Below are 22,961 nucleotides of genomic sequence, written 5' to 3' on the forward strand. Positions count from 1 at the left end.
AACGCCGCTCCAGGGAGCGGCGTTCAAGTTTATCGCAACAGATCAGTCGCGCACGTAAATGATTTCCGGACCGTCTTCATCATCTACATCTTCTTCGTCCCAATCATCGTCACCGATGTCATGGACCGACTTCACGCCACTGCGACGCAGGGCACGCTGGTCATCCAGGGCCTGCAACTGAGCGCGCGCTTCGTCTTCGATGCGCTGATCGAGCTCGGCCAGCTCTTCCTTGTAGGCCGGATCGTTCGCCAGACGGTCAGCACGATCTTCCATGTAACGCATGATGTCGTGGCAAAGACGCTCGGTACCGAGCTTGGAGATGGCGGAGATCACGTAAACCGGACCGGTCCACTCCAGGCGATCAACGATTTCCTTGACGCGAGCATCGTGCTCTTCCTCAAGGATCTGGTCGCACTTGTTCAGTACCAGCCAGCGATCACGCTCAGCCAGGGACGGGCTGAACTTGGTCAGCTCGCTGACGATCACTTCGGCCGCATCCGGGGCGCTGGTGTCATCCAGTGGCGCCATGTCCACGAGGTGCAGCAGCAAACGGGTACGCGACAAGTGCTTGAGGAAGCGAATCCCCAGGCCAGCGCCGTCGGAAGCACCTTCGATCAGGCCCGGAATGTCCGCGACCACGAAGCTTTTCCAGCGATCAACGCTGACCACACCCAGGTTCGGCACCAGCGTGGTGAACGGGTAGTCGGCGACTTTCGGCTTGGCGGCCGATACCGAACGGATAAAGGTACTTTTGCCAGCATTTGGCAAACCCAGCAGACCAACGTCCGCCAACACCTTCATTTCCAGCTTCAGGTCACGCGCTTCACCCGGTTTACCCGGAGTGGTCTGACGCGGAGCACGGTTGGTACTGGATTTGAAACGGGTGTTACCCAGACCGTGCCAGCCGCCATGGGCCACCAGCAGCTTTTGACCGGCCTTGGTCAGGTCGCCGATCACTTCCTGAGTGGCAGCGTCGATGACTGTGGTGCCGACCGGCACACGCAGTACCAACTCTTCACCCTTCTTGCCGGTGCAGTCGGTGCTGCCGCCGTTGGAACCGCGCTCGGCATCGAAGTGCCGGGTGTAACGGTAGTCCACCAGGGTGTTGAGGTTTTCGTCGGCGATCATGTAGACCGAGCCGCCATCACCACCGTCGCCGCCGTTCGGGCCGCCGTTTTCGATGAATTTCTCGCGACGGAAGCTCATGCAACCGTTGCCGCCGTCACCGGCCTTTACTCGAATCGATACTTCATCAACAAACTTCATAACAAAACGCCTCTCGCCATACGGACGAGCCGAAAAAATCCAGACATAAGACTCTTGCAAAAATGAGCGCAGCGACCTCAATCAACGACCGCAAATCCAGCGCTGGAGCTCATTACAAACAGCTTTGCAAGAGACTCACCCCACAAACGAAAAAGCCCCGTCGCGAGACAGGGCTTTTCCAGCATCTACGTAATTATGCCGCGACGACTTCAGTCTTCGGGACAATGCTCACGTAACGGCGGTTGAAAGCGCCTTTTACTTCAAACTTGATCACGCCGTCGATTTTAGCGAACAGAGTGTGATCTTTACCCATGCCAACACCGTAACCGGCGTGGAATTGGGTGCCGCGCTGACGCACGATGATGTTGCCCGGAATGATAACCTGGCCGCCATACATCTTCACGCCAAGGCGTTTGGCTTCTGAGTCGCGACCGTTACGGGTACTACCACCAGCTTTTTTGTGTGCCATGAGTCAATTCTCCTAGTGAGGAATTAGGCTGAAATTAAGCCTGAATACCGGTGATTTTGATCTCGGTGTACCACTGGCGGTGGCCCATACGCTTCATGTGGTGCTTACGACGACGGAACTTGATGATGCGGACTTTATCGTGACGACCTTGGGAGATCACTTCAGCCACAACGGTAGCGCCAGCAACAACTGGAGCGCCGATGTTCACGTCATCGCCATTGGCGACCAACAGAACGCGATCAAAAGTAACGGATTCGCCGGTAGCGATTTCCAGTTTTTCGATCTTCAGGTATTCACCTGGGGCGACCTTGTATTGCTTGCCACCAGTAACAATTACTGCGTACGACATGGTATTTCTCCGATAATCCTGCTCACCCAGCTCTTTATAAGAAGAGGTATTGGCTGGCATGGCTGCATATGGCTGGAAGGCCAGTTTGCAATTGCGTAAGGCAGGTGCTGCCCAGGAAGTTCAGGGTGCGCGATTGTACGCAAGCTACCGTGGCGTTGCAAGAGGCCGTCCATCGCGCCTTGACACCCGCCGACGTGGGTCCTAGCATGCCGCGCAACCCTTCTGGAGCGACTGTCGCTGATGCAACCCCAAGCTTTCTACCGCGCGGTGGCGGACGATTTTAGCGCCGTCGACGGCATCATCAAGAAGCAGCTGACTTCCCGAGTGCCGCTGGTATCGAAAATCGGCGATTACATTACCTCGGCCGGTGGTAAACGCCTGCGTCCTTTATTAGTGCTGCTGTGTGGCAAGGCCCTTGGCCGCGAAGGCGACGACCTGCGTCTGCTGGCAGCGACCATCGAGTTCCTGCACACCGCCACCCTGCTGCACGACGACGTGGTCGACATGTCCGGCATGCGCCGCGGCCGTTCGACCGCCAACGCCATGTGGGGCAACGCACCAAGCGTGTTGGTAGGCGACTTCCTGTACTCGCGCTCCTTCGAAATGATGGTCGAACTGGGCTCCATGCCGGTGATGAAGATCCTTTCGCAAGCCACGCGCATCATCGCCGAAGGCGAAGTGTTGCAGCTGTCGAAGGTTCGTGACGCGAGCACTACCGAAGAAACCTACATGGAAGTCATCCGTGGCAAGACCGCGATGCTTTTCGAGGCTTCGACCCACAGCGCCGCCGCCCTCTGCGAAGCCACGCCGGAACAGGCTGAAGCCCTGCGCACGTTTGGTGACCACCTGGGCGTAGCCTTCCAGCTGGTCGACGACCTGCTGGACTACAAAGGTGACGCAGAGACCCTGGGCAAGAACGTCGGTGACGATCTGGCCGAAGGCAAGCCGACCCTGCCGCTGATCTACACCATGCGCGAAGGCACGCCGGAGCAGGCTGCCCTGGTGCGCAAGGCGATCCAGAAAGGTGGCATCGAGGACCTGGAAAGCATTCGCGAGGCCGTTGATGCTTCCGGTTCGCTTGAGTACACCGCGCAACTGGCCCGCGACTACGTGGCCCGTGCGATCAAATGCCTCGACGCGCTGCCCGCCAGCGAATACCGCGATGCATTGGTGGAGCTGAGTGAATTCGCGGTCGCCCGCACTCACTAAATCGATTACCTGTGGGAGCGAGCCTGCTCGCGATAGCGGACTTTCAGTCGACAACAATGTTGAATGTGAGTGCCCCATCGCGAGCAGGCTCGCTCCCACAGGTTATTCAGCGCTCCGCCCTCTCCCGCCTAAAACCCTATATAATGTGCGCTTTTTAGCGATCCTGAATCCAAGGAGCTTTAGTGAGCACGTTGCCACCCTGCCCGAAATGCAATTCCGAATACACCTATGAAGACGGCGCGCAGCTGATCTGCCCGGAGTGCGCCCACGAATGGTCTGCCAGCGGCGAAGCTGAAGCGGCGTCCGATGACGCCGTGAAAAAGGATTCGGTGGGCAATGTCCTGCAAGACGGCGACACCATCACCGTGATCAAGGACCTCAAGGTCAAAGGCACATCGCTGGTGGTCAAGGTCGGCACCAAGGTCAAGAACATCCGCTTGTGCGATGGCGATCACGACATCGACTGCAAGATCGACGGCATCGGCCCGATGAAGCTCAAATCCGAGTTCGTCAGAAAAGTCTGAACCTGCTGTATTCCATCCCGCGCCCGGCGTGGGATGGTGCTTCGTCCTCCCCCGCTTCGCCCCGTATTTCCTCGCAATAGCCAAACGCCAGCCGCTTTGACCTTACGCAATCTTTACCCGGAAAAAATCACAAACCGCCAATAGGCCCTTGCTATTTGATGAATAAGAATTATTCTCATTGAAACCAATCAATGGAGATGAGACCCATGACTTATTTGATCGATGCCTGGCTGGACCGCCCACACCCCTACCTCAGGATCCTGCATCGGGAAACCGGGGAAGTCTGTGCTGTGCTTGAAGAAGAAGCCTTGAACGAGCTGCAGGATCAGGGTGACCTGGACGTCAACGGCTTGAGTTCCAGCGAGCCGGTGGTGCTCAAGGAACTGGTGCGCAATCTGTTTCTGTTCTGCTATGCCCGGGCGTTGCGCCCGTCGCATGAACTGCATCACAAGCTAGAAATATGAGAAACCCCACAAAACCTGTAGGAGCGAGGCTTGCCCGCGAACCCGACAACTCGGTTCCGACTTGAAACCGAGGTGATGCATTCGCGAGCAAGCTTCGCTCCTACAGGCTCATGTTTTACAGAACGTCGAGCAGCTCGACGTCGAAGACCAGTACGCTGTGCGGCGGAATGCTGCCAACGCCTTGAGCGCCGTAAGCCAGTTCGCTCGGCACGTACAGACGCCATTTGCTGCCAGCGTTCATCAGTTGCAGGGCTTCGGTCCAGCCAGCGATCACGCCGCCTACCGGGAATTCTGCAGGCTGACCGCGCTCGTAGGAGCTGTCGAACACAGTGCCGTCGATCAGGGTGCCGTGGTAGTGGGTACGCACTTGGTCTTCACGGGTCGGCTTGGCGCCTTCACCGGCGGTCAGCACTTCGAATTGCAGACCGGAAGCCAGGGTGGTGATGCCATCGCGCTTGGCGTTTTCAGCCAGGAATGCCAGGCCTTCGCCAGCAGCCGCTTCAGCTTTGGCAGCTGCTTCGGCTTGCATGATTTCGCGGATAACCTTGAAGCTGGCGGACATTTCTTCCTGACCTACACGGCTTTCCTTACCGGCGAAAGCGTCAGTCAGACCTGCCAGGATTGCGTCCAGGCTAACGCCCGGCGGCGGGTTGTCGCGCAGTTGGTCGCCCAACTGACGGCCAATGCCGTAGCTGACGCGGGTTTCGTCGGTGGACAGATTTACTTCGGACATGACACTGCTCCGCTGTGCGGACGGCCCTGGAACTTGCCGTGCGTGCACAGCGCGTCCCGGAACGCCCGGAACCAAAAGGGCCAGCAGACTAGCACAGATGTCGTTGCGCTGATGAGGGGGTGTCAGTGCTGCCAGGCAGAACCGAAGGCAATCGGCACCTTCAGGCTTTCCCCCGCACTCGCACCCAACCCGCACATTTCATCGTGAACCGATGTATGCACAAGGTTGAATGGCAAGGTGGGAAAGTTATGCAGCACTTCACGCGCATGCTCGACCGAGCGCAGGTGAACCATCTCGCCGTGAGCATCACTCAACGGGTAGGCGGCCCCGTGCATGCGCGCCTCCAACAGGTAGATTCCGCCTTCCATGGAGATCAGGTTCAGCTCATCGACTTTCCCTGCGATGGCATAAGCACGTAACTCTACGAAGTTCATGAACGCACCTCACGCAGTGGCGAGCCAGCATTCATACAGGCATAGGCCTCACAGCATCAAAGTACAAGCCATAAACGCCACCGCCCGTCTGTTTCACACCGTTCATGTAGGAGCGTGCGGTGCGGCGATCCGACTTGCCCGCGAAGAGGTCGTGTCAGTCGACATAAGTGTTGTCTGTCACGACGCCTTCGCGGGCAAGCCTCGCTCCTACAGTGCCTGGTGAGGATCAGTGCTTGGTGAGTTTATCCAGATACCCCATGGCAAACGCCGATACCACGAAGGTCATGTGGATGATCACGTACCACTTCAAATGCTCGGGATCGACGTTTTTGGCGTCCATGAAGATCCGCAGCAGGTGAATCGACGAAATCGCCACGATGGACGCCGCGACCTTCATCTTCAATGAAGACGAATCCATGGTGCCCAGCCAGTTGAGCTTTTCCTTGTTGTCATCGATATCCAGCTCGGAAACGAAGTTCTCGTAGCCGGAAATCATCACCATCACCAGCAAACCGCCCACCAGCGCCATGTCGATCAACGACAGCAGCACCAGAATCAGGTCCGATTCGGCCATCGAGAACACGTTAGGGATGACGTGGAAGACTTCCTGGAAGAATTTCAGCGCCAGGGCCAGCAGCCCGAGGGACAGACCGAAGTAGATCGGCGCCAGCAGCCAGCGGGAGGCGTACATTGCATTTTCGATAAAGCGTTCCATTGAATCTCACACGTGGGCTGGAAATGGCCGCGAGTATACCAGCCACCCGTTACAGCCAGAAACACTCGGAAAATCCGCCACCTGCGCGTGTGTGACAAGGTTTTTCTGCTAGTGTCCAAAGCATTGACACCGCTGCGACATCGGACAGGACGACGGGAAATGGATGTGCGATTGCCTTTAATGAGCGCCGGGATTTGTCTGGCCCTGCTGGTGAGCGGCTGTTCACCGGACGATGACAAACGCCAGGTCAGCCTTGAGGAAAAGACCGCGCAATTCGAAACCTCCCTCGACGCAATCCAGGACCCGAAACTCAAGGATGCCGTGGCCGAACTCGGTGGCTCCCTGCTGCTGCTCGAACGTGCGCAACTCAAACTCGACAGCAAACCGGTGGAAACCGAGTACGGCGCAGATGTCCTCGCCGTGCTCAAGCACTACCCCACGCCACAGGCGCTGGTCGACACGTACATTAACGGCCTGTTCGTGCTGCACAAGGATTCCAGCTCCGACTACCTGACCGATCTGCAACCGGTGTTCCCGTTCAACTTCAACATTCCGGCCGAGTTTCTCTTTCCCCATGGCCTGGAATGGCAGTCGGTGACCTTGAGCAACAAACGCGTGATCCCGTTCCAGCCGGAGTGGTCGGAAACCGATCCGGGCATTCAACTGAGCCCGTCGAGCTCCAACCTGACCAGCCCCGACGATCTCACGGTGACTTACCCCTTCATCGACGGCCTGGGCATGGAAATCAAGAACCAGCCGCAGCCCGTCAGCCTGCAAGGCAAGGTCGAAGTCATCGCCCCGCGCAGGCTCTATAGCTTCGAACTGACAAAAAAAGACGTCGGCCAGACTCGCAGCAATGACAACCTGAGCGTCACGCTGCTGAAGCTGACAAACAACTACGCCGAAATCGAGTTCAGCAACAGCGCGCCGCTGGCCCCGGAAGTCAGCGAGATACCCTTCAACCCGTCGGTCGTCCAGGCCAGGGACGCCACCGGGCAATTTCTCTCACGCTCGGGCTCGATCAACCAAACCGCCGCGCAAATTGCCTTCTACCAGAAACAACTGGCGAAAATGCAACAGCAGAAGAGCTGGAGCGAAGCCTTCGAAAGGCAGCTCGATGAAGAACAACGCGCGTTTGAGAAGCAACAAACCAGGCATTACTCCAAGGTGTATTTCAACGGCCCGATCGAGACCCTTGAAGTCAGCCTGCTGGACTTTTCGGCGGCCACGGTCACGCGCAAGGACCTGGACCTGCCGATCCGTCGCTTCGATCAACACACCACGGCAAAGACCATCCAGCCACTGACTTTACCCGTGGTCGTGTACGACGATCAGGCACCGACCTGGCTGAAAGGCGCAACGCTCAGCGAGGAGCAACTGAAGAAGAGCGTCAGCATCCGCCAATCGGTGGACGACCCGAGCGCGGCGCGCATCGAGTTCGATCACACCCGAAGCTTCAACGATGAACTGCTCGGCACGTCCTTCAGCCCTGGCGATAGCCCGGTCAGTTTCTTTACCGAGGACAGCAGCGGACAACGCGATGAGCCGATCGAACTGCCGCCCGAGGCTTACCAGGTCGATCCCCTGCGCGGCATCATCACTTATGACCTGAACCTGTTCGCGCAAACGCCGGCGTTTGCGGTGGGTTCCATGCCGCTGTTCCTGGCCACCGTCGATAAGCAGACACTTGAAACAGACCGGCTGCCCAAAGGCCTGGAACTGAAAGGCAATGCACTGGTGGTTGATCTGAAGCTGTTCCCCGCCCAGGACTGGCGCTTTTTCGCCAGGGACAATAGCGGCCACTATCTCAAGGAGATTCTTTCGGTCATTCACGATGCAAGTGCGCAGGGCCCGGCGTTATTCAGCGTGCATTACTTCTACGGCCAGCCGGCGCAGCTGGAAACCTACCAGCGAACCGATCTCACCACGGTGCAATATGGATTCGAGGTCAAACTCGACAAGGCTGATACGTCCAGCCTCGCCCAATAGTCGTCTCAGTGATCGGGGCGGAACTCGAAGCCGCCCATGTTGCGGCAGCGCCCACCATTGATTTCCCGTAGCTGGGCTTGCAGGTGCAGGCACCAGATTTGCGGGTCATCGGCCAGTTCATAGCCATGCAACGTCAGGCTTTCAACGATGGTGTCGAGGATCGATTCAGCCGCGAAGGGCCCAGGAAACGGGCCTTGGGCTTTGATGGCTGAGGGTTGTTCGCCGGCCATTCCGGCGGCGAAAAGCAAAGTCCACATGCCCGTATCACCAGCCAATGGCTTGATGGCACATTCGATACGGGTCACAAGGCCCAGGCATTGACGGGTGAGGCAGAGGTTGCGCGACATGGCGGCGACCCTCGGTAGATCCGGTATTCAGCTCCCACGGGAGAACTGTCTCGATCCAGTGATTACTGTCGATGTCCTTGAGCTGAGAATAGAAGAAAAGTCAGGCCCGCACGCCAACTGAGACCAGAAGGCGCCGAATGGTCATTGTGTGAATATTGACGTCAGAGTGATGGCACTTGTAGGAGCGAGCGGTGCGGCGATCCGACTTGCCCGCGAAAGCCATGACGCGGTTTGCCGGAATAACCGCGTTATCGTTCTTCGCGGGCAAGCCTCGCTCCTACAGGGACTCCTCTGTGTCAGGCCGGCTTGGCTTCGACCAACGCTTCCTGTGCCGCTTCTTTCTCGGCTTCTTTCAGGTCTTCTTCGCTGATCATTTCGGCGATCACCCGCAAGCGCTCCACCACCCGCGCATTCACGCTGCCTTCTGGAAATTCGCCATTTTCATCCGGCGCACCGGCAGGCTCGCCGACCAACAGGCTCAGCGCTTCGTCAGCCTGGCGTACTGCGTAAACGTGGAATTGCCCTGCGCGCACCGCCGCCAGCACTTTCTCGTCCAGCATCAGCGTCGCCACGTTGGCGTGAGGAATGATCGCCCCCTGCTCACCGGTCAGCCCGCGGGCTTCGCAGAGGCGGAAGAAGCCTTCGATCTTCTCGTTGACCCCGCCCACCGCCTGCACTTCGCCGAACTGGTTGATCGAGCCGGTGATTGCAAAGCATTGCTTGAGCGGTGTTTTCGACAACGCCGAAATCAACGTGCACGCCTCGCCCAACGACGCACTGTCGCCATCGACATAACCGTAGGACTGCTCCAGGGCGATACTCGCGGAAATTGCCAACGGGAATTCCTGAGCGTAACGACTGCCCAGATACCCGGTGAGGATCATCACGCCTTTGGAGTGAATCGGCTGGCCGAGGTTGACCTCACGCTCGATGTCGACAATGCCGCTGCCACCCGGGTACACCGTGGCGGAAATCCGCGCCGGGACACCAAACGCCGAATCCCCGACTTCCAGCACCGTCAGCCCGTTGCACTTGCCCACGGCCGCGCCATCGGTGTCGATCAGGATGATCCCGGCCAGCATGTCATCGAGAATCCGCGCCGAAACGCGCCCGGTGCGGGTGGCCTTGGCCTTGAGCGCACGCTCGATGTGCCCGGCGTCGGTCATTTCATCGCTGGCCAGGTGACGAATGAAATCCGCCTCGCTGACCAGTTGGAACAAGTCACCGATCCGCGCCGACAAACGCCCCTGGTGCTCGGCCAGACGCGCGCTGTAGGTCGCCAGACGCGCCACCGCATCGGCGGTCAGCGGTGCCATGCCTTCTTCGGAGGTACGGGTTTTGAGCAACTGGGCGAACTGCTCCAGGCTTTCGTCGACCATCGGGATGTCTTCGTCGAAGTCCACCAGAACGCGGAACATCTCCTGGAAGTCCGGATCGAGGTCTTGCAGCGTGTAATACAACTGCCGGGCACCAATGATGACGACTTTGACCTGCAACGGAATGTGTTGCGGTGTCAGGGTCACGGTGGCCAGACGCCCCAGCTCACCCAGCGGTGATTCCATTTTCAGTTTGCGCGATTGCAGGGCGCGCTTGAGCGCATCCCATACGAACGGCTCGCTGAGCATTTTATCGGCTTCAAGGATCAGGAAACCGCCGTTCGCGCGGTGCAGCGCGCCCGGTCGCAACTGGCGATACGTGGTGTAGAGCGCGCCCTGATCGGTGCTGTATTCGATGCGGCCAAACAGGTTTTCGTAGGTCGGGTGCGGCTCGAACACCACCGGCGCACCGCCGCTGGCCGAGTGACCGACCACCAGGCTCGGCGCGTATTGCTCTTCCAGCATCTTGCGCGCCACCGCATCGACCTTGCTGTCGTCGACCAATTGCTCGACCACGGTTTTCAGCAAGTAAACCTGCATGGCTTGCAGGTAACCGCACACCGCCGCGTTCTCGGCGTATTTTTCCGACAACGGCGACAGCAACGGCTGCAAGGCCAGGGTGATGGTTTCTTCGTTGAGGTGGCGCAGCTGATTGCTCGACTCGCGCTTCCACTGCGGCAGGCTGGCGAGTTCTTCGTTCAGACGCTCTTCCAGGCCGGAGATGTCTTCGTGGAAACGCTCGCGATCGGCTTCCGGCAACTGGGCGAATTCCGCTTCATCCAGCGCCTTGCCTTCGCTCATCGGGGTAAACGCGATGTTGCTCGCGTCACGGTACAACGCGACTTCTTTTTCCAGCGCCAGGCGCTCGATGATGTCCAGCGCCTTGTCGTAGCGCTGGTTGAAGGCGCGGTCGATGGCGCTTTTTTTCTGCTGATAAGACGGATGTTCGAATACCGCCGGGAAGGTCGCCAGCAGGTTGTCGATCAAAGCGTTGATATCACCGATGAACGCGCCGGCCGTGCCCGATGGCAATTCCAGGGCGCGCGGCTCGCGGGGTTCATCGAAATTGTTGACGTAGACCCAGTCGGCCGGGGTCTGCAGGCGCTTGCCTTCGGCCTTCAGGTAGCGTTTGACGAACGAAAACCGGCCAGTGCCAGGCTCGCCCATGACGAATACGTTGTAACCGGGGCGTGGCATGGCCACACCAAACTGCAAGGCTTCGACCGCACGTTCCTGGCCAAGCACACCGCGGAAGGGCTCCAGATCATTGGTGGTAGAGAAGCTGAACTGTTCAGCGGAAAACGGACGGGTCAGCGCTTCGGGCGCTAGACGCAAGCTGGCAGCAACAGGATCAGGCATCGGGCTTCCTTACATCAGGCGGGGCAGATAGCGGCATTCTGGCGCTGCCCATACCCCACTTGCAAGGCGCGCCTTTCGCCAAAGCATAGCCAAACGGGCATCCCCAGGCGGGCCGGGTCTAAATCAATGTTTTCAACGAATGTTTCGTAAAAAGTAACGGAACCCTTGGAACGTGCCTAAACTCCAAGCTGCGCGGCTGGAACAATAACCGGCCCACTGGCGCCGTAGTGGTCTGTACGAAAACTCGCCGAGCGGCGATCAGGCAAGGCGAAAACAGACGAGGAAGCGGAGTGTGGGGGACCCACATGAGCATTCCGAGTCTATTTTCAACGCAGCCTGATCGTCGCGCAGGCAGTTTTCGTACAGAGCCGGGCCAGAACCCTTGTCCATTGGTACGCACATAAAGAGAACAAAGCTATGAAACGGATTCTTCTCGGTACTCTCTTCACCGCTGTATCCATCAACGCTATGGCACAGGCGCCAGGCGGCCCGGATTGCGGGTGGGGCAACATGCTGTTCGAAGGTCAGCGTGGCACCCCGGCACACTTCCTGGCATCCACCACCAACGGCACTTCCGGCAACGCAACGTTCGGTATGACCTCTGGTACCAACGGTTGCGCGACTAATGCGTCGCTGACTTATGGCGGCAAATCCTGGTTTGCCATGAATGGCATGATGAACGAGCTGTCCGAAGACATGGCTAAAGGTAACGGCGAAGCGCTGACGACCTACGCCGTGGTACTGGGCGTGGCGCCGGAAGACCGTGCGCATTTCGCGGCTGTGACTCACGAGCACTTCCAGCAGATCTTCAGCAAGGCTGACGTGACTGCAGAAGATGTGCATACCAACACCCTGGCCGTTTTGAAGGCCGACCCTCGTCTGGCCAAGTACGCAACTCAAGCTTAAGCTCGACCCGCCCGCTCCTTTCGGGGAGCGGGTTTTATTTTTTGGACCTGCCCTCTTTGGTAATCCTGTTTAACTGTAGGAGCTGGCTTGCCAGCGATGATCGTTAACGATGACGCGTGCTTACTGGATAAACACGGCGCCTTTGAGACCATCGCTGGCAAGCCAGCTCCTACATTGACGGTGTCTACCGCGCTGGGTCTTTATTTTTTTCGACTTAAGTTGCCCACTATGCTCAAACGCCTTGCCTGGCTGGCGCTCTGTGTCTGCGCCCCGCTGTCCGCCGCGCCTCACATCGACAATCAACGTTTGCAGCAACTGGCCAACGACCCCTTCTGGATTTCCCTGGGGCATTACGAAACCGCCAAGCTCGGTGGCTGGCGCAGCTATGTCAGCGACAGGAAGTTCTTTCTGGCCCCCGATGGCAACGAACACCCCGACCGCGAACTGGCGGCCACCGTGCAGGCGCTGTACGCCCCGGCCAGTGCCGGCGAAAAACATGCGCAATGTGTCTACCCGGCGCGTACTCGCTGGCTCAAGGCGCAACTCAACCTGACTGACTTGCCGGCCCTGGACTGTGCCGAATTCAAGCAATGGTTCAAGGATGTCTCGCCCCACAGCGCGGTGATGATTTTCCCGGCAGCCTACTTGAACAGTCCGTCATCGATGTTCGGCCACACGCTGCTGCGCATCGATCAGGCGGATGTGCAGAGCGACAAGACGTCATTGCTCAGCTATGCCATCAACTTCGGCGCCTACATCGAAGGTTCCGACAACAGCATTCTCTACGCCTGGAAAGGTTTGATGGGCGGCTACCCGGGCCTGTTTGCGCTGGTGCCGTATCAGGAAAAACTCTCGGAGTACCGCAGCCTCGAAAATCGTGACCTGTGGGAATACCGGCTGAACCTGACGCAGCAGGAAACCGAGCGCATGGTCGAGCACGTCTGGGAACTCAAGCAGATCCAGTTCGACTATTTCTTCTTCGACGAAAACTGCTCCTATCGCCTGCTGGAACTGCTGCAAGTGGCGCGTCCAAGCCTGCGCCTGACCGAACAATTCCCGCTGACCGCCATCCCCACCGACACGGTCAAAGCGGTGAAAGAAGCAGGCCTGGTGGAATCCATCCAGTATCGGCCGTCCCGCGAACGCGAACTGCTGAGCCGCGCCGAACCGTTGAATCCTGAAGAGCAGCAGTGGGTACTGAAAGTCAGCGCCGACCAGAAACAGTTGCAGGAGCCGGCGTTCAAGGCGCAATCGCGCGAGCGTCAGGCACTGATCATCGACGCGGCTTACCGGCTCGAACGCTACCGCGCCAACGGCCAGGAACGCGACCCGCAGCGGGCTCAGCGCAGTTTTGAATTGCTGCGGGCGATCAACCAGAACCCGGCGCCGGAGCTGGACATCCCGCAACCGGGCTTGCCCGAAGATGGCCATGAATCGCGCACCTGGCAGGCCGGCCTCGGCACCCGGGGCGACAAGGCCTTCGGTGAATATGGCCTGCGCATGGCGTATCACGATCTCAACGACAACTCGGAAAGCTTTCCCCTCGGCGCGCAGATCGAAATCCTGCAAATGAAACTGCGCCAGTACGAAGGCAATCAGTGGCAGTTGCAGCAACTGGATCTGGCGACCATTCGCTCCCTGACCCCGCGCAACGAGCTGCTGCAACCGCTGTCGTGGCAGGTCACCGGCGGCCTGGAGCGGGTGCCGGGCAAACATGACGATGAAACCCTCGTTAGTCATGTCAACGGCGGTGGTGGCGGCACGTGGCAACTGGGCGACGACATGCTCGGTTTTGCCTTGGGCACCGTGCGCGTCGAGCACAACAACGACTTCGCCGGTTTCATCGCCCCGGCGGCGGGTTTCAACAGCGGTGTGCTATGGAAGAATCCGCTGGGGAATTTCAGCCTGGAGGCCAAGGGGGATTTCTTCACCAATGGCGAAGTGCGCCGTAGCGTGAGTCTGAACCAGCAGTGGGAATTGTCGCGCAACCTGGGTCTGCGTCTGAGCGCCCAGCGCGAATTCAGCCATCTGGCCACACCTGAGAATGAAGTGATGCTTGAGCTGAAGTGGTATCACTACTGACCTGTAGGAGCCGGCTTGCTGCGGGCGGCGTTCCGACGATGGCATCACCGCGGCGTAACTGAACGACCGTGTTGATGCCATCGCCAGCAAGCCGGCTCCTACAGGTGATGGCGTCATTGCGGTGTAGCTGAGCGACCGTGTCGATGCGATCGCCGGCAAGCCGGCTCCTACAAGGGATCTGTGTTGTTCAACGGATTCATCACAGGTCTTTCACGAAGGTCTCACGAATGCACTTCTAGACTTGAACCATAGGCCGTTGAACGGCCGGGAGTCCGAGATGTGGCGTTGTGTGGGTGTGATGGGTGTGTTGCTGTTGTGCGCGGGTTGCCAGACGACTCACGAAGACCTGATTGCCAAGGGTTATCCTCCGGCCTTCGCCGATGGTTTCGATGACGGCTGCAGCAGTGGTCGACAGGCTGCCGGGGCGATCACCGGTGAATTTCGCAAGAACGTGCCGCGGTATCTCAAGGACAAGCCATACGCCGAAGGCTGGAGCGATGGCTTCCGCCAATGCCAGGCCATGCGCGAAAGCGAAGACCGCGAGGACTATCGTAGCCACCATTGGGACGAACGTGAAAAAGCCTGGCAACAGCAGAAAGATCAGGACGCCGCCCGTGCGTTTCGCTCGCAATGAGTCGCTGACAGACATCCGCCGAAACTAAAAGCCTGTGACCATGGCCTAAACCCTATAACGGGAGGAAACCATGAGTCGCGCCTTCGTCAATGAAGATAACGCCGCCGCGCAAGTTGATCAGCCCGTCGAACGGCAGGTCAGCACGCAGCCCAATTACGTCACGCCCGCAGGCCTTGCCCAGTTGCAGGCAAAAGTTGCCGGGTTGCAACAATTGCACAATGAACAATCGGCCAAAGGCGAGCAGGCCGACAAGCAACGCCTGGTGGACCTTGAGCGGGATTTGCGCTACTTCAATCAGCGCCTGCAAAGCGCTCAGGTCGTGACCGCCGCCAGTTCAACGCAAAAGGTGCAGATCGGCAGCCGCGTGACCTTCGCCGATGAGCACAGCACCGAGCAAACCGTGCAATTGGTCGGGGAAGACCAGGCCGACGCGTCTGCGGGCCTGATCAACTGGGGTTCACCGCTGGGCCGGGCATTGCTTGGGGCGCAACTCGGCGACGAGGTGCTGTGGCAACGCCCGGCCGGCGATCAGACGATCGAAATCATCCGCATCGAACCGGCTTAAACCACGCCCTGGGCGAGCATGGCGTCGGCGACCTTGACGAAACCGGCAATGTTCGCGCCTTTGACGTAGTTGATGCGGCCGTTCTCTTCGCCGTAATGCACGCACGCATGGTGGATCGACTGCATGATCCCGTGGAGCTTGCTGTCCACTTCCCCGCCGGTCCACAGCAGACGCATGGCGTTCTGCGACATCTCCAGCCCGCTCACTGCGACACCGCCGGCGTTGGACGCCTTGCCCGGCGCGAACAGAATCCCAGCCTCGATAAACAGGTCCACGGCTTCCAGGGTGGTCGGCATGTTCGCGCCTTCCGCCACGCAGATGCAGCCGTTGCGCAGCAACGTGCGCGCGGCCTCGGCATCCAGTTCGTTTTGAGTGGCGCAGGGCAGCGCGATGTCGCACGCCAAGTCCCACGGGCACTGACCCGCACGGAACTCCAGACCGAAACGCGTGGCCAGCTCGCTGATCCGTCCACGCTTGACGTTTTTCAGCTCCAACAGCGCCAGCCACTGTTCTTCGGTCAAACCCGCCTCGCAGTACAGCGTGCCTTCGGAGTCCGAGAGCGAAATCACCTTGCCGCCCAGGTCCATGACCTTGCGCGCCGCGTACTGCGCAACGTTACCGGAACCCGAGATCGCTACGCGCTTGCCTTCGACGGCTTCACCGCTGCGCTTGAGCATTTCCTCGGCGAAGTACACGCAGCCGAAACCGGTGGCTTCCGGACGAATCAGGCTGCCGCCATAGCTCGGGCCCTTGCCGGTCAGCACGCTGGTGAACTGGTTGCTCAGGCGCTTGTACTGACCGAACAGGAAACCGATCTCGCGGGCACCGACGCCGATGTCGCCGGCCGGCACATCAACGTCTGCACCGATGTGGCGGTACAACTCGCTCATGAAGGCCTGGCAGAAGCGCATGACTTCCGCGTCGCTTTTGCCTTTCGGGTCGAAGTCCGAGCCACCCTTGCCACCGCCCATGGGCAACGAGGTCAGGGAGTTTTTGAAGGTTTGTTCGAAGGCGAGGAATTTCAGTACACCGAGGTTCACCGATGGATGGAAACGCAAGCCGCCCTTGTACGGACCGATCGCGCTGTTCATCTGGATGCGGAACCCGCGATTGACCTGCACCTTGCCGTGATCGTCGACCCAGGAAACACGGAACACAATCGCCCGCTCCGGCTCGCAGATCCGCTCCAGAATGCCGGAGGTCAGATAATGCGGATTGGCTTCGAGAAATGGCCACAGACTGCGCAGGACCTCTTCGACGGCCTGGTGGAATTCAGGTTGGTCCGGGTCGCGTTTTTTCAGTCGGGCAAGGAAAGTTTCGACGGATTCGATCATGGAAAAGTCTCGGCAAATTTATTGTCGTTGGAAGAGATTGGGCCGGACTTTAGCAAACGGAGTGCGCACAGTAATAGAGCAAAATGTCGCGTTTATGAAATTAAATGGTGCGCAGGATATAAATAACCTCCATTTTCAGGCTGATTTCGCACCTAAAAAGGGATTCACAATCTGGGTTTTGCACCATTAGTTACACCGCTATCGCGAGCAGGCTCACTCCTACAATTTGAATTGCATTCCCCCTGTGGGAGCGAGCCTGCTCGCGATGAGTTCGCCACGATGCCACTGAAAAAACGCATAAAAAAACGGAGCCCCGAAGGCTCCGTTTTTTATGCAACCAACCCGAAATCAGGCCAGTTTCTTGTGCCGTACACGATGCGGCTGGGAAGCCGCTTCGCCGAGGCGTTTCTTGCGGTCGGCTTCGTACTCGGTGTAGTTACCTTCGAAGAACACCGCTTGCGAATCGTCTTCGTACGCCAGGATGTGCGTCGCGACGCGGTCAAGGAACCACCGATCGTGAGAGATCACAATGGCGGCGCCCGGGAAGTCCAGCAGGGCTTCTTCCAGGGAACGCAGGGTTTCAACGTCGAGGTCGTTGGACGGTTCGTCGAGCAGCAGGACGTTGCCGCCCTCTTTCAGGGTCAGGGCCAGGTGCAAGCGACCGCGCTCACCACCGGACAGGTCCTTGACGAACTTCTGCTGATCGCCGCCCTTGAAGTTGAAGCGACCGACGTAGGTACGCGACGGGATCTCGTAGTTGCCGATGCGGATCTGATCCGAACCGTCGGAGATTTGCTGGAACACAGTCTTGCTGCCGTCCAGGTCTTCGCGGCTCTGATCGACGCAGGCCAGTTGCACGGTTTCGCCGACTTCGATGCTGCCCGAATCCGGTTGTTCCTTGCCCATCAGCATGCGGAACAGCGTCGACTTACCGGCACCGTTACCGCCGATCACGCCAACGATGGCACCTTTTGGCATGGAGAACGACAGGTTGTCGATCAGCACGCGATCGCCATAGCCCTTGGAAACGTTCTTGAACTCGATGACCTTGTCACCCAGGCGCGGACCGGCCGGGATGTAGATCTCGTTGGTTTCCGAACGCTTCTGGAATTCCTGCGATTGCATTTCTTCGAAGCGTTGCAGACGTGCCTTGGATTTCGACTGGCGGGCCTTGGCGCCTTTGCGCACCCACTCCAGTTCTTCCTTCATGGCTTTTTCGTGGGCCGACTGCTGCTTGGATTCCTGGGCCAGACGATCGGACTTGGCTTCAAGCCAACCCGAATAGTTGCCCTCGTACGGGATACCGGCGCCGCGGTCGAGCTCGAGGATCCAGCCAGCAACGTTGTCCAGGAAGTAACGGTCGTGCGTGATCGCAACGACAGTGCCCGGGAAGTCGTGGAGGAAGTGTTCCAGCCAGGCGACGGAATCGGCGTCCAGGTGGTTGGTCGGTTCGTCGAGCAGCAGCATGTCCGGTGCGGACAGCAGCAGGCGGCACAGGGCCACACGACGCTTTTCACCACCGGAAAGGAATTCGACCTTGGCGTCCCAGGCCGGCAGGCGCAGCGCATCGGCGGCGACTTCCAGTTGGCGATCCAGGTTGTGACCGTCGCTGGCTTGCAGGATGGCTTCGAGCTTGGCCTGTTCGGCGGCCAGTTTGTCGAAGTCGGCATCTTCATCAGCGTAAGCCGCGTAGACCTCGTCCAGGCGTGCCTGGGCGTTCTTGATCACGCTGACCGCTTCCTCGACCACTTCACGCACGGTCTTGGTCGGGTCAAGGATCGGTTCCTGTGGCAGGTAGCCGATGTTCAGCTCCGGCATCGGACGTGCTTCGCCCTCGAACTCGGTGTCGACGCCGGCCATGATTTTCAGCAGCGTGGATTTACCCGAACCGTTGAGGCCGAGCACGCCGATCTTGGCGCCGGGGAAGAAGGACAGCGAAATGTTTTTCAGGATTTCCCGCTTCGGCGGAACAACTTTGCCCAGCCGATGCATGGTGAAGACGTATTGAGCCATGGAGAACCTTGGGTCAGTGACAGATGAATGATTGGAGCGCAGGCGATGCCCGGCCAGGCCGTGCGCGTCGACGACTGATAGGTATCAATGCTGCGCGCTGAAAAAACCTGATTCTAGGAGCTGGAACGCTCCCGCGTAACCGGCAAAGCTACCTTATTGACAGAAGGCAGTCCAGCCGGGAGGGTCTGGCACTTTGCCACAACTCAAGGCATGCTAGCCGCCCTCCGGGCGTCCGGCTTATAGTGCACGTCGCGCCAGTCCAGCTAAATCGCAGGATTACAGTTTGTCTAATGTCACTCCGCCCTTGACCACCCGTGCACCGACTGCTGTGCCCGGTTCCCCCCTGCGCGGAACATTAAAGGGCGCGCTGGCGACACTCGTGCTTTTGCTGCTCGCGTTGCTGTTCTGGCAACTGCTGGATCAGCTGCGTGAAACCCAGAAAAACCAGCGCCAATACACCATCGACTACACCGCCGATCTGGCTGCGCAAGTCAGCCTGAACATGTCGCTCAATGCGCAGATCGCCCTCAACCTGCTACCGATCGTCGAACAGCCGCAAAGCGCCGACGAACAGCAGGAGCTGCTGCGCAAGCTGCAAAAGTCCTTGCCCGACCTGCGTAGCCTCGCGTTGTTGAGCCCCTCAGGGAAAGTCATCAGCGACACCACCGCCGACAGCGACGACGCCGACTACCTCGTCGAACTGGTACGCCGCAGCCGTACCCAGGCACATTATTTCAGCAACGCCGATAACGGTTCGGTGGTGCACCTGTTGCTGCATCAAGCCAGCGGCAGCTCTCGGGGCTATTGGGTCCTGCGCCTGACGCCGAGCTTTTTCTCGTCATTGACCAAACCAGGCGAGGCCGGTATCCGCCCAATGTGGCTGGTGGAAAACCGCGTCAATCACCAGGTCATCAGCCGCGATGATTCACAGCCCCTGGCCAAGCCGAGCGAGCTGACCGCAAATGATGTGGCCAACAGCGTGCTGACAGTCCCCCTGACCGGCAGCGACTGGCAACTGCGCGGGTTGTTCGACCGGCAACGTGTGATCGAAGAACTGCTGCCGGCGTTTATCGGTAAATGCCTGTTGGGGCTGGCGCTCTCTCTGCTGCCGCTGATCGCCCTGTTGAACATACGCCGTCGTCAGCGCCAGGTGAGTGAAGGTCGTCGGCGCTATCAGGATATTTTCGAAGGCACCGGCGTCGCCCTGTGCGTGCTCGACGTGTCTGGCCTCAAGAACGTCTTCGACAAAAACCAGTTGCTCAGCACTGAACACCTGCAAGCCTGGCTGGAAACCCCGGAACAGCGCCAGCAACTGTTGCAGGAACTGCGCATCACCGAGGTCAACCAGGTCGCCCTGCAACTGCTCAACGTCAATTCCTGTGAACAAGCCTGGAAGTTGCTGATCGACGGCAATCCGCTGGATGGCACCGCCATCGGCAATCAAGTGCTCGAAGCGGTACTCAACCAGCAGAAACAGTTCGAGCTGGAAATAAAACTGCAAGACGCCAATGGCCGCGATCAACACCTGTGGCTGGTGATGCGCCTGCCGGAAAACCAGGACGACTATAAAGCGGTGATCCTGAGCATCAGCGACATCACCAGTCGCAAGCTCATCGAACTGTCGCTGCTTGAGCGTGAAGGGTTCTGGTCCGACGTGGTGCGCACCGTGCCGGATCATTTGTACGTCCAGGACGTGATCAGCCAGCGCATGATCTTCAGCAACCACCACCTGGGCCAGACACTCGGTTACAACCGCACCGAACTGCACCAGATGGGCGAGTACTTCTGGGAAATCCTGCTGCACCCCGAAGATGCCGACCACTACCACCGCGCGCGACAGACCCAGCGGCACGCGGGCTATACGCAATTGCTGCAATGCCAACTGCGCTTCCGTCACCGCAACGGCAAATGGCGACGTTTCGATATTCGTGAACAGGCGCTGGCGCGGGACAAACACGACCAGGTCACACGGATCATCGGCGTGGCCAAGGACATCACCGAGCAGATCGAGGCCAGTGAGTCCCTGCGCGACAGCGAGCAGCGCTACCGGATGCTCGCCGAAAGCATCAGCGACGTGATTTTCTCCACCGACAGCAAGCTCTCGCTCAACTACGTCAGCCCGTCGGTGCAAGCCGTGCTGGGCTACGACACCGACTGGATTTTCCAGAACGGCTGGCAGTCGACCATCGCCAACCCGCAACAGTTGACCGGCATCTACAACCTGATGGACCGCGTCAGCAAAGCGCTGGGCAAACCCGACCAACTGGCGCTGTTGCGCAGCCAGGTGCAGACCCAACTGTTCCTGTTCGACTGCCTGCGTGCCGATGGGCGCAAGATTCCGATCGAGTTGCGGCTGGTGCTGGTCTGGGACGAACACGGTGCCTTCGAAGGCGTGCTCGGTGTCGGTCGCGACATCAGCCAGCAACGCCGCGCCGAGAAAGACCTGCGCATGGCGGCCACGGTATTCGAACACTCGACGTCGGCGATCCTGATCACCGACCCGGCAGGCTACATCGTGCAGGCCAACGAAGCGTTCAGTCGCGTGAGCGGCTATGCGGTGGAGCAAGTGCTCGACCAGTTGCCGAACATGCTGACCGTCGACGAGCAGCAGGAAGCGCACCTGCGCTATGTGCTCAAGCAATTGAATCAGCACAGCACCTGGGAAGGCGAAGTCTGGCTCAGGCGTCGTAACGGCGAGCATTACCCGGCGTGGGTCGGTATCACGGCGGTGCTCGACGATGAAGGCGATCTGGCCAGTTACGTGTGTTTCTTCAGCGACATCAGCGAGCGCAAGGCCAGTGAACAACGGATTCACCGCCTCGCCTATTACGACGCCCTGACGCACCTGCCCAACCGCACGCTGTTCCAGGACCGCCTGCACACTGCGCTGCAATCGGCGGAACGGCAGAAGTCCTGGGTGGTGCTGATGTTCCTCGACCTCGACCGTTTCAAGCCGATCAACGACTCCCTGGGCCACGCCGCCGGCGATCGCATGCTCAAGGAAATGGCCACGCGCCTGCTCGGTTGCGTCGATGACGACGACACCGTGGCGCGCATGGGCGGCGACGAATTCACCTTGCTCCTGCAACCGCGGGCCAACCGTGAAATCGCCCTCAATCGGGCGATTCACGTGGCCGAACAGATTCTCGCCAGCCTGGTGAAACCGTTCGTGCTTGAAGGCCGCGAATTCTTCGTCACCGCCAGTATCGGCATCGCCCTGAGCCCGCAGGACGGCAACGAACTCAGTCAGCTGATGAAGAACGCCGACACCGCGATGTACCACGCCAAGGAACGCGGCAAGAACAACTTCCAGTTCTATCAGGCGGACATGAACGCCAGTGCCCTCGAGCGTCTGGAGCTGGAAAGCGACTTGCGTCACGCCCTGGAACAGAACGAATTCGTTCTGTACTACCAGCCGCAATTCAGCGGCGACGGCAAACGCCTGACCGGTGCCGAAGCCTTGCTGCGCTGGCGTCATCCGCGCCGTGGCCTGGTGCCGCCGGGGGATTTCATTCCGGTGCTCGAAGAACTGGGCCTGGTGGTGGACGTCGGCGACTGGGTGATCAGCGAGGCGTGCCGTCAGCTCAAGACCTGGCATCAGGCCAAGGTGCGGGTGCCGAAGGTATCGGTCAACATCTCTGCCCGGCAGTTCTCCGACGGCCAACTCGGCACGCGGATCGCCACCATCCTCAAGGAAACAGGCCTGCCACCGGCGTGCCTGGAACTGGAGCTGACCGAAAGTATCCTGATGCGCGAAGTCAGCGAGGCGATGCAGATTCTGGCCGGGCTGAAAAACCTCGGGCTGAGCATCGCGGTCGACGACTTCGGCACCGGTTATTCGTCGCTCAACTACCTCAAGCAGTTCCCGATCGACGTGCTGAAGATCGACCGAACCTTTGTCGATGGCTTGCCGTCGGGTGAACAGGATGCGCAGATCGCCCGGGCGATCATCGCCATGGCCCACAGCCTCAACCTGGCGGTGATCGCCGAGGGCGTGGAAACCCATGAGCAGCTGGACTTCCTGCGTGAGCATGGCTGTGATGAGGTTCAGGGTTACCTGTTCGGGCGGCCGATGCCGGCGGGCCGGTTTGAAGCGCAGTTCAGTAATGATGCGTTGTTCATGTTCGACTGAAATTTGTAGTGCTGCAGATGACCCCTTCGCGGGCAAGCCTCGCTCCTACGGATATCACCGA

General features: G+C 59.2%; 19 protein-coding genes. 9 read left to right on the plus strand and 10 right to left on the minus strand.

Annotated elements, in window-relative coordinates; all coding sequences use genetic code 11:
- Positions 1-42 precede the first annotated feature (42 nt).
- The 3 genes from cgtA to rplU all read right to left on the minus strand — a co-directional run bounded on the left by cgtA (position 43) and on the right by rplU (position 2,084).
- The gene (cgtA, locus tag IB246_RS23845; RefSeq protein ID WP_008037904.1) at positions 43-1,266 is read right to left on the minus strand and encodes an Obg family GTPase CgtA; all 1,224 of its coding nucleotides are present in this window, start codon (positions 1,264-1,266) and stop codon (positions 43-45) included.
- A 193-nt stretch (positions 1,267-1,459) separates the two neighbouring features.
- Positions 1,460-1,735 carry a 50S ribosomal protein L27 gene (gene rpmA / locus IB246_RS23850; RefSeq protein ID WP_003215862.1) on the minus strand — a complete coding sequence of 92 codons (276 nt, stop codon included), beginning with the start codon at positions 1,733-1,735 and terminating at the stop codon, positions 1,460-1,462.
- A 34-nt stretch (positions 1,736-1,769) separates the two neighbouring features.
- Entirely contained in the window at positions 1,770-2,084 is a 315-nt protein-coding gene (rplU, locus tag IB246_RS23855; RefSeq protein WP_003176051.1) for a 50S ribosomal protein L21, read from the minus strand.
- Between the two features lie 240 nt (positions 2,085-2,324).
- Here rplU and IB246_RS23860 point away from each other — a divergent pair, with 240 nt between their 5' ends.
- From IB246_RS23860 to IB246_RS23870, 3 genes are all read left to right on the plus strand, one after another.
- The gene (locus IB246_RS23860) at positions 2,325-3,293 is read left to right on the plus strand and encodes a polyprenyl synthetase family protein (RefSeq protein WP_008028837.1); all 969 of its coding nucleotides are present in this window, start codon (positions 2,325-2,327) and stop codon (positions 3,291-3,293) included.
- Between the two features lie 182 nt (positions 3,294-3,475).
- Complete coding sequence (locus IB246_RS23865) at positions 3,476-3,817, plus strand: zinc ribbon domain-containing protein YjdM (RefSeq protein ID WP_008028840.1); 342 nt, start codon at positions 3,476-3,478, stop codon at positions 3,815-3,817.
- A 206-nt stretch (positions 3,818-4,023) separates the two neighbouring features.
- Positions 4,024-4,281, plus strand: coding sequence for a hypothetical protein (locus IB246_RS23870; RefSeq protein ID WP_008028843.1), 258 nt, complete (start codon positions 4,024-4,026; stop codon positions 4,279-4,281).
- A 115-nt stretch (positions 4,282-4,396) separates the two neighbouring features.
- Here the strand turns inward: IB246_RS23870 and IB246_RS23875 are convergent, their stop codons facing one another.
- From IB246_RS23875 to IB246_RS23885, 3 genes are all read right to left on the minus strand, one after another.
- Complete coding sequence (locus IB246_RS23875; protein ID WP_008028844.1) at positions 4,397-5,014, minus strand: FKBP-type peptidyl-prolyl cis-trans isomerase; 618 nt, start codon at positions 5,012-5,014, stop codon at positions 4,397-4,399.
- A gap of 122 nt (positions 5,015-5,136) precedes the next feature.
- Entirely contained in the window at positions 5,137-5,448 is a 312-nt protein-coding gene (locus tag IB246_RS23880; protein ID WP_008028846.1) for a DUF6482 family protein, read from the minus strand.
- Between the two features lie 226 nt (positions 5,449-5,674).
- Entirely contained in the window at positions 5,675-6,163 is a 489-nt protein-coding gene (locus IB246_RS23885; RefSeq protein ID WP_008037914.1) for a TIGR00645 family protein, read from the minus strand.
- 159 nt (positions 6,164-6,322) lie between these two features.
- Between IB246_RS23885 and IB246_RS23890 the strand changes: the two genes are divergently transcribed.
- Complete coding sequence (locus tag IB246_RS23890) at positions 6,323-8,152, plus strand: hypothetical protein (protein ID WP_008037915.1); 1,830 nt, start codon at positions 6,323-6,325, stop codon at positions 8,150-8,152.
- 5 nt (positions 8,153-8,157) lie between these two features.
- Here the strand turns inward: IB246_RS23890 and IB246_RS23895 are convergent, their stop codons facing one another.
- Both IB246_RS23895 and IB246_RS23900 read right to left on the minus strand, forming a co-directional pair.
- The gene (locus IB246_RS23895) at positions 8,158-8,499 is read right to left on the minus strand and encodes a hypothetical protein (RefSeq protein ID WP_008028851.1); all 342 of its coding nucleotides are present in this window, start codon (positions 8,497-8,499) and stop codon (positions 8,158-8,160) included.
- A 296-nt stretch (positions 8,500-8,795) separates the two neighbouring features.
- A complete protein-coding gene (locus tag IB246_RS23900; protein ID WP_008028854.1) occupies positions 8,796-11,234 on the minus strand; it encodes a Lon protease family protein in 2,439 nt (812 codons plus the stop codon).
- A 417-nt stretch (positions 11,235-11,651) separates the two neighbouring features.
- Between IB246_RS23900 and IB246_RS23905 the strand changes: the two genes are divergently transcribed.
- From IB246_RS23905 to IB246_RS23920, 4 genes are all read left to right on the plus strand, one after another.
- Entirely contained in the window at positions 11,652-12,140 is a 489-nt protein-coding gene (locus IB246_RS23905; RefSeq protein ID WP_008028855.1) for a DUF3015 domain-containing protein, read from the plus strand.
- Positions 12,141-12,368: 228 nt separating this feature from the next.
- Positions 12,369-14,222, plus strand: coding sequence for a DUF4105 domain-containing protein (locus tag IB246_RS23910; protein WP_032832413.1), 1,854 nt, complete (start codon positions 12,369-12,371; stop codon positions 14,220-14,222).
- 277 nt (positions 14,223-14,499) lie between these two features.
- Positions 14,500-14,856: a hypothetical protein gene (locus tag IB246_RS23915; RefSeq protein ID WP_008037920.1), complete on the plus strand. Its 357-nt coding sequence runs from the start codon at positions 14,500-14,502 to the stop codon at positions 14,854-14,856.
- A gap of 70 nt (positions 14,857-14,926) precedes the next feature.
- Complete coding sequence (locus tag IB246_RS23920) at positions 14,927-15,421, plus strand: GreA/GreB family elongation factor (protein WP_008037922.1); 495 nt, start codon at positions 14,927-14,929, stop codon at positions 15,419-15,421.
- On the opposite strand, the gene gdhA is transcribed toward IB246_RS23920, so the two are convergent.
- Positions 15,418-16,755 carry an NADP-specific glutamate dehydrogenase gene (gdhA, locus tag IB246_RS23925; RefSeq protein ID WP_008028863.1) on the minus strand — a complete coding sequence of 446 codons (1,338 nt, stop codon included), beginning with the start codon at positions 16,753-16,755 and terminating at the stop codon, positions 15,418-15,420. The two genes, IB246_RS23920 and gdhA, sit on opposite strands and share 4 nt — an antisense overlap.
- A gap of 348 nt (positions 16,756-17,103) precedes the next feature.
- Positions 17,104-18,768: an energy-dependent translational throttle protein EttA gene (gene ettA, locus IB246_RS23930; RefSeq protein ID WP_008037925.1), complete on the minus strand. Its 1,665-nt coding sequence runs from the start codon at positions 18,766-18,768 to the stop codon at positions 17,104-17,106.
- 283 nt (positions 18,769-19,051) lie between these two features.
- On the opposite strand from ettA, the gene IB246_RS23935 reads away from it, so the two are divergent.
- Positions 19,052-22,900, plus strand: coding sequence for a bifunctional diguanylate cyclase/phosphodiesterase (locus IB246_RS23935; RefSeq protein ID WP_008037926.1), 3,849 nt, complete (start codon positions 19,052-19,054; stop codon positions 22,898-22,900).
- Positions 22,901-22,961 lie beyond the last annotated feature (61 nt).

Source organism: Pseudomonas sp. PDM01 (genome assembly GCF_014852325.1).
GTDB classification, from domain to species: domain Bacteria; phylum Pseudomonadota; class Gammaproteobacteria; order Pseudomonadales; family Pseudomonadaceae; genus Aquipseudomonas; species Aquipseudomonas migulae.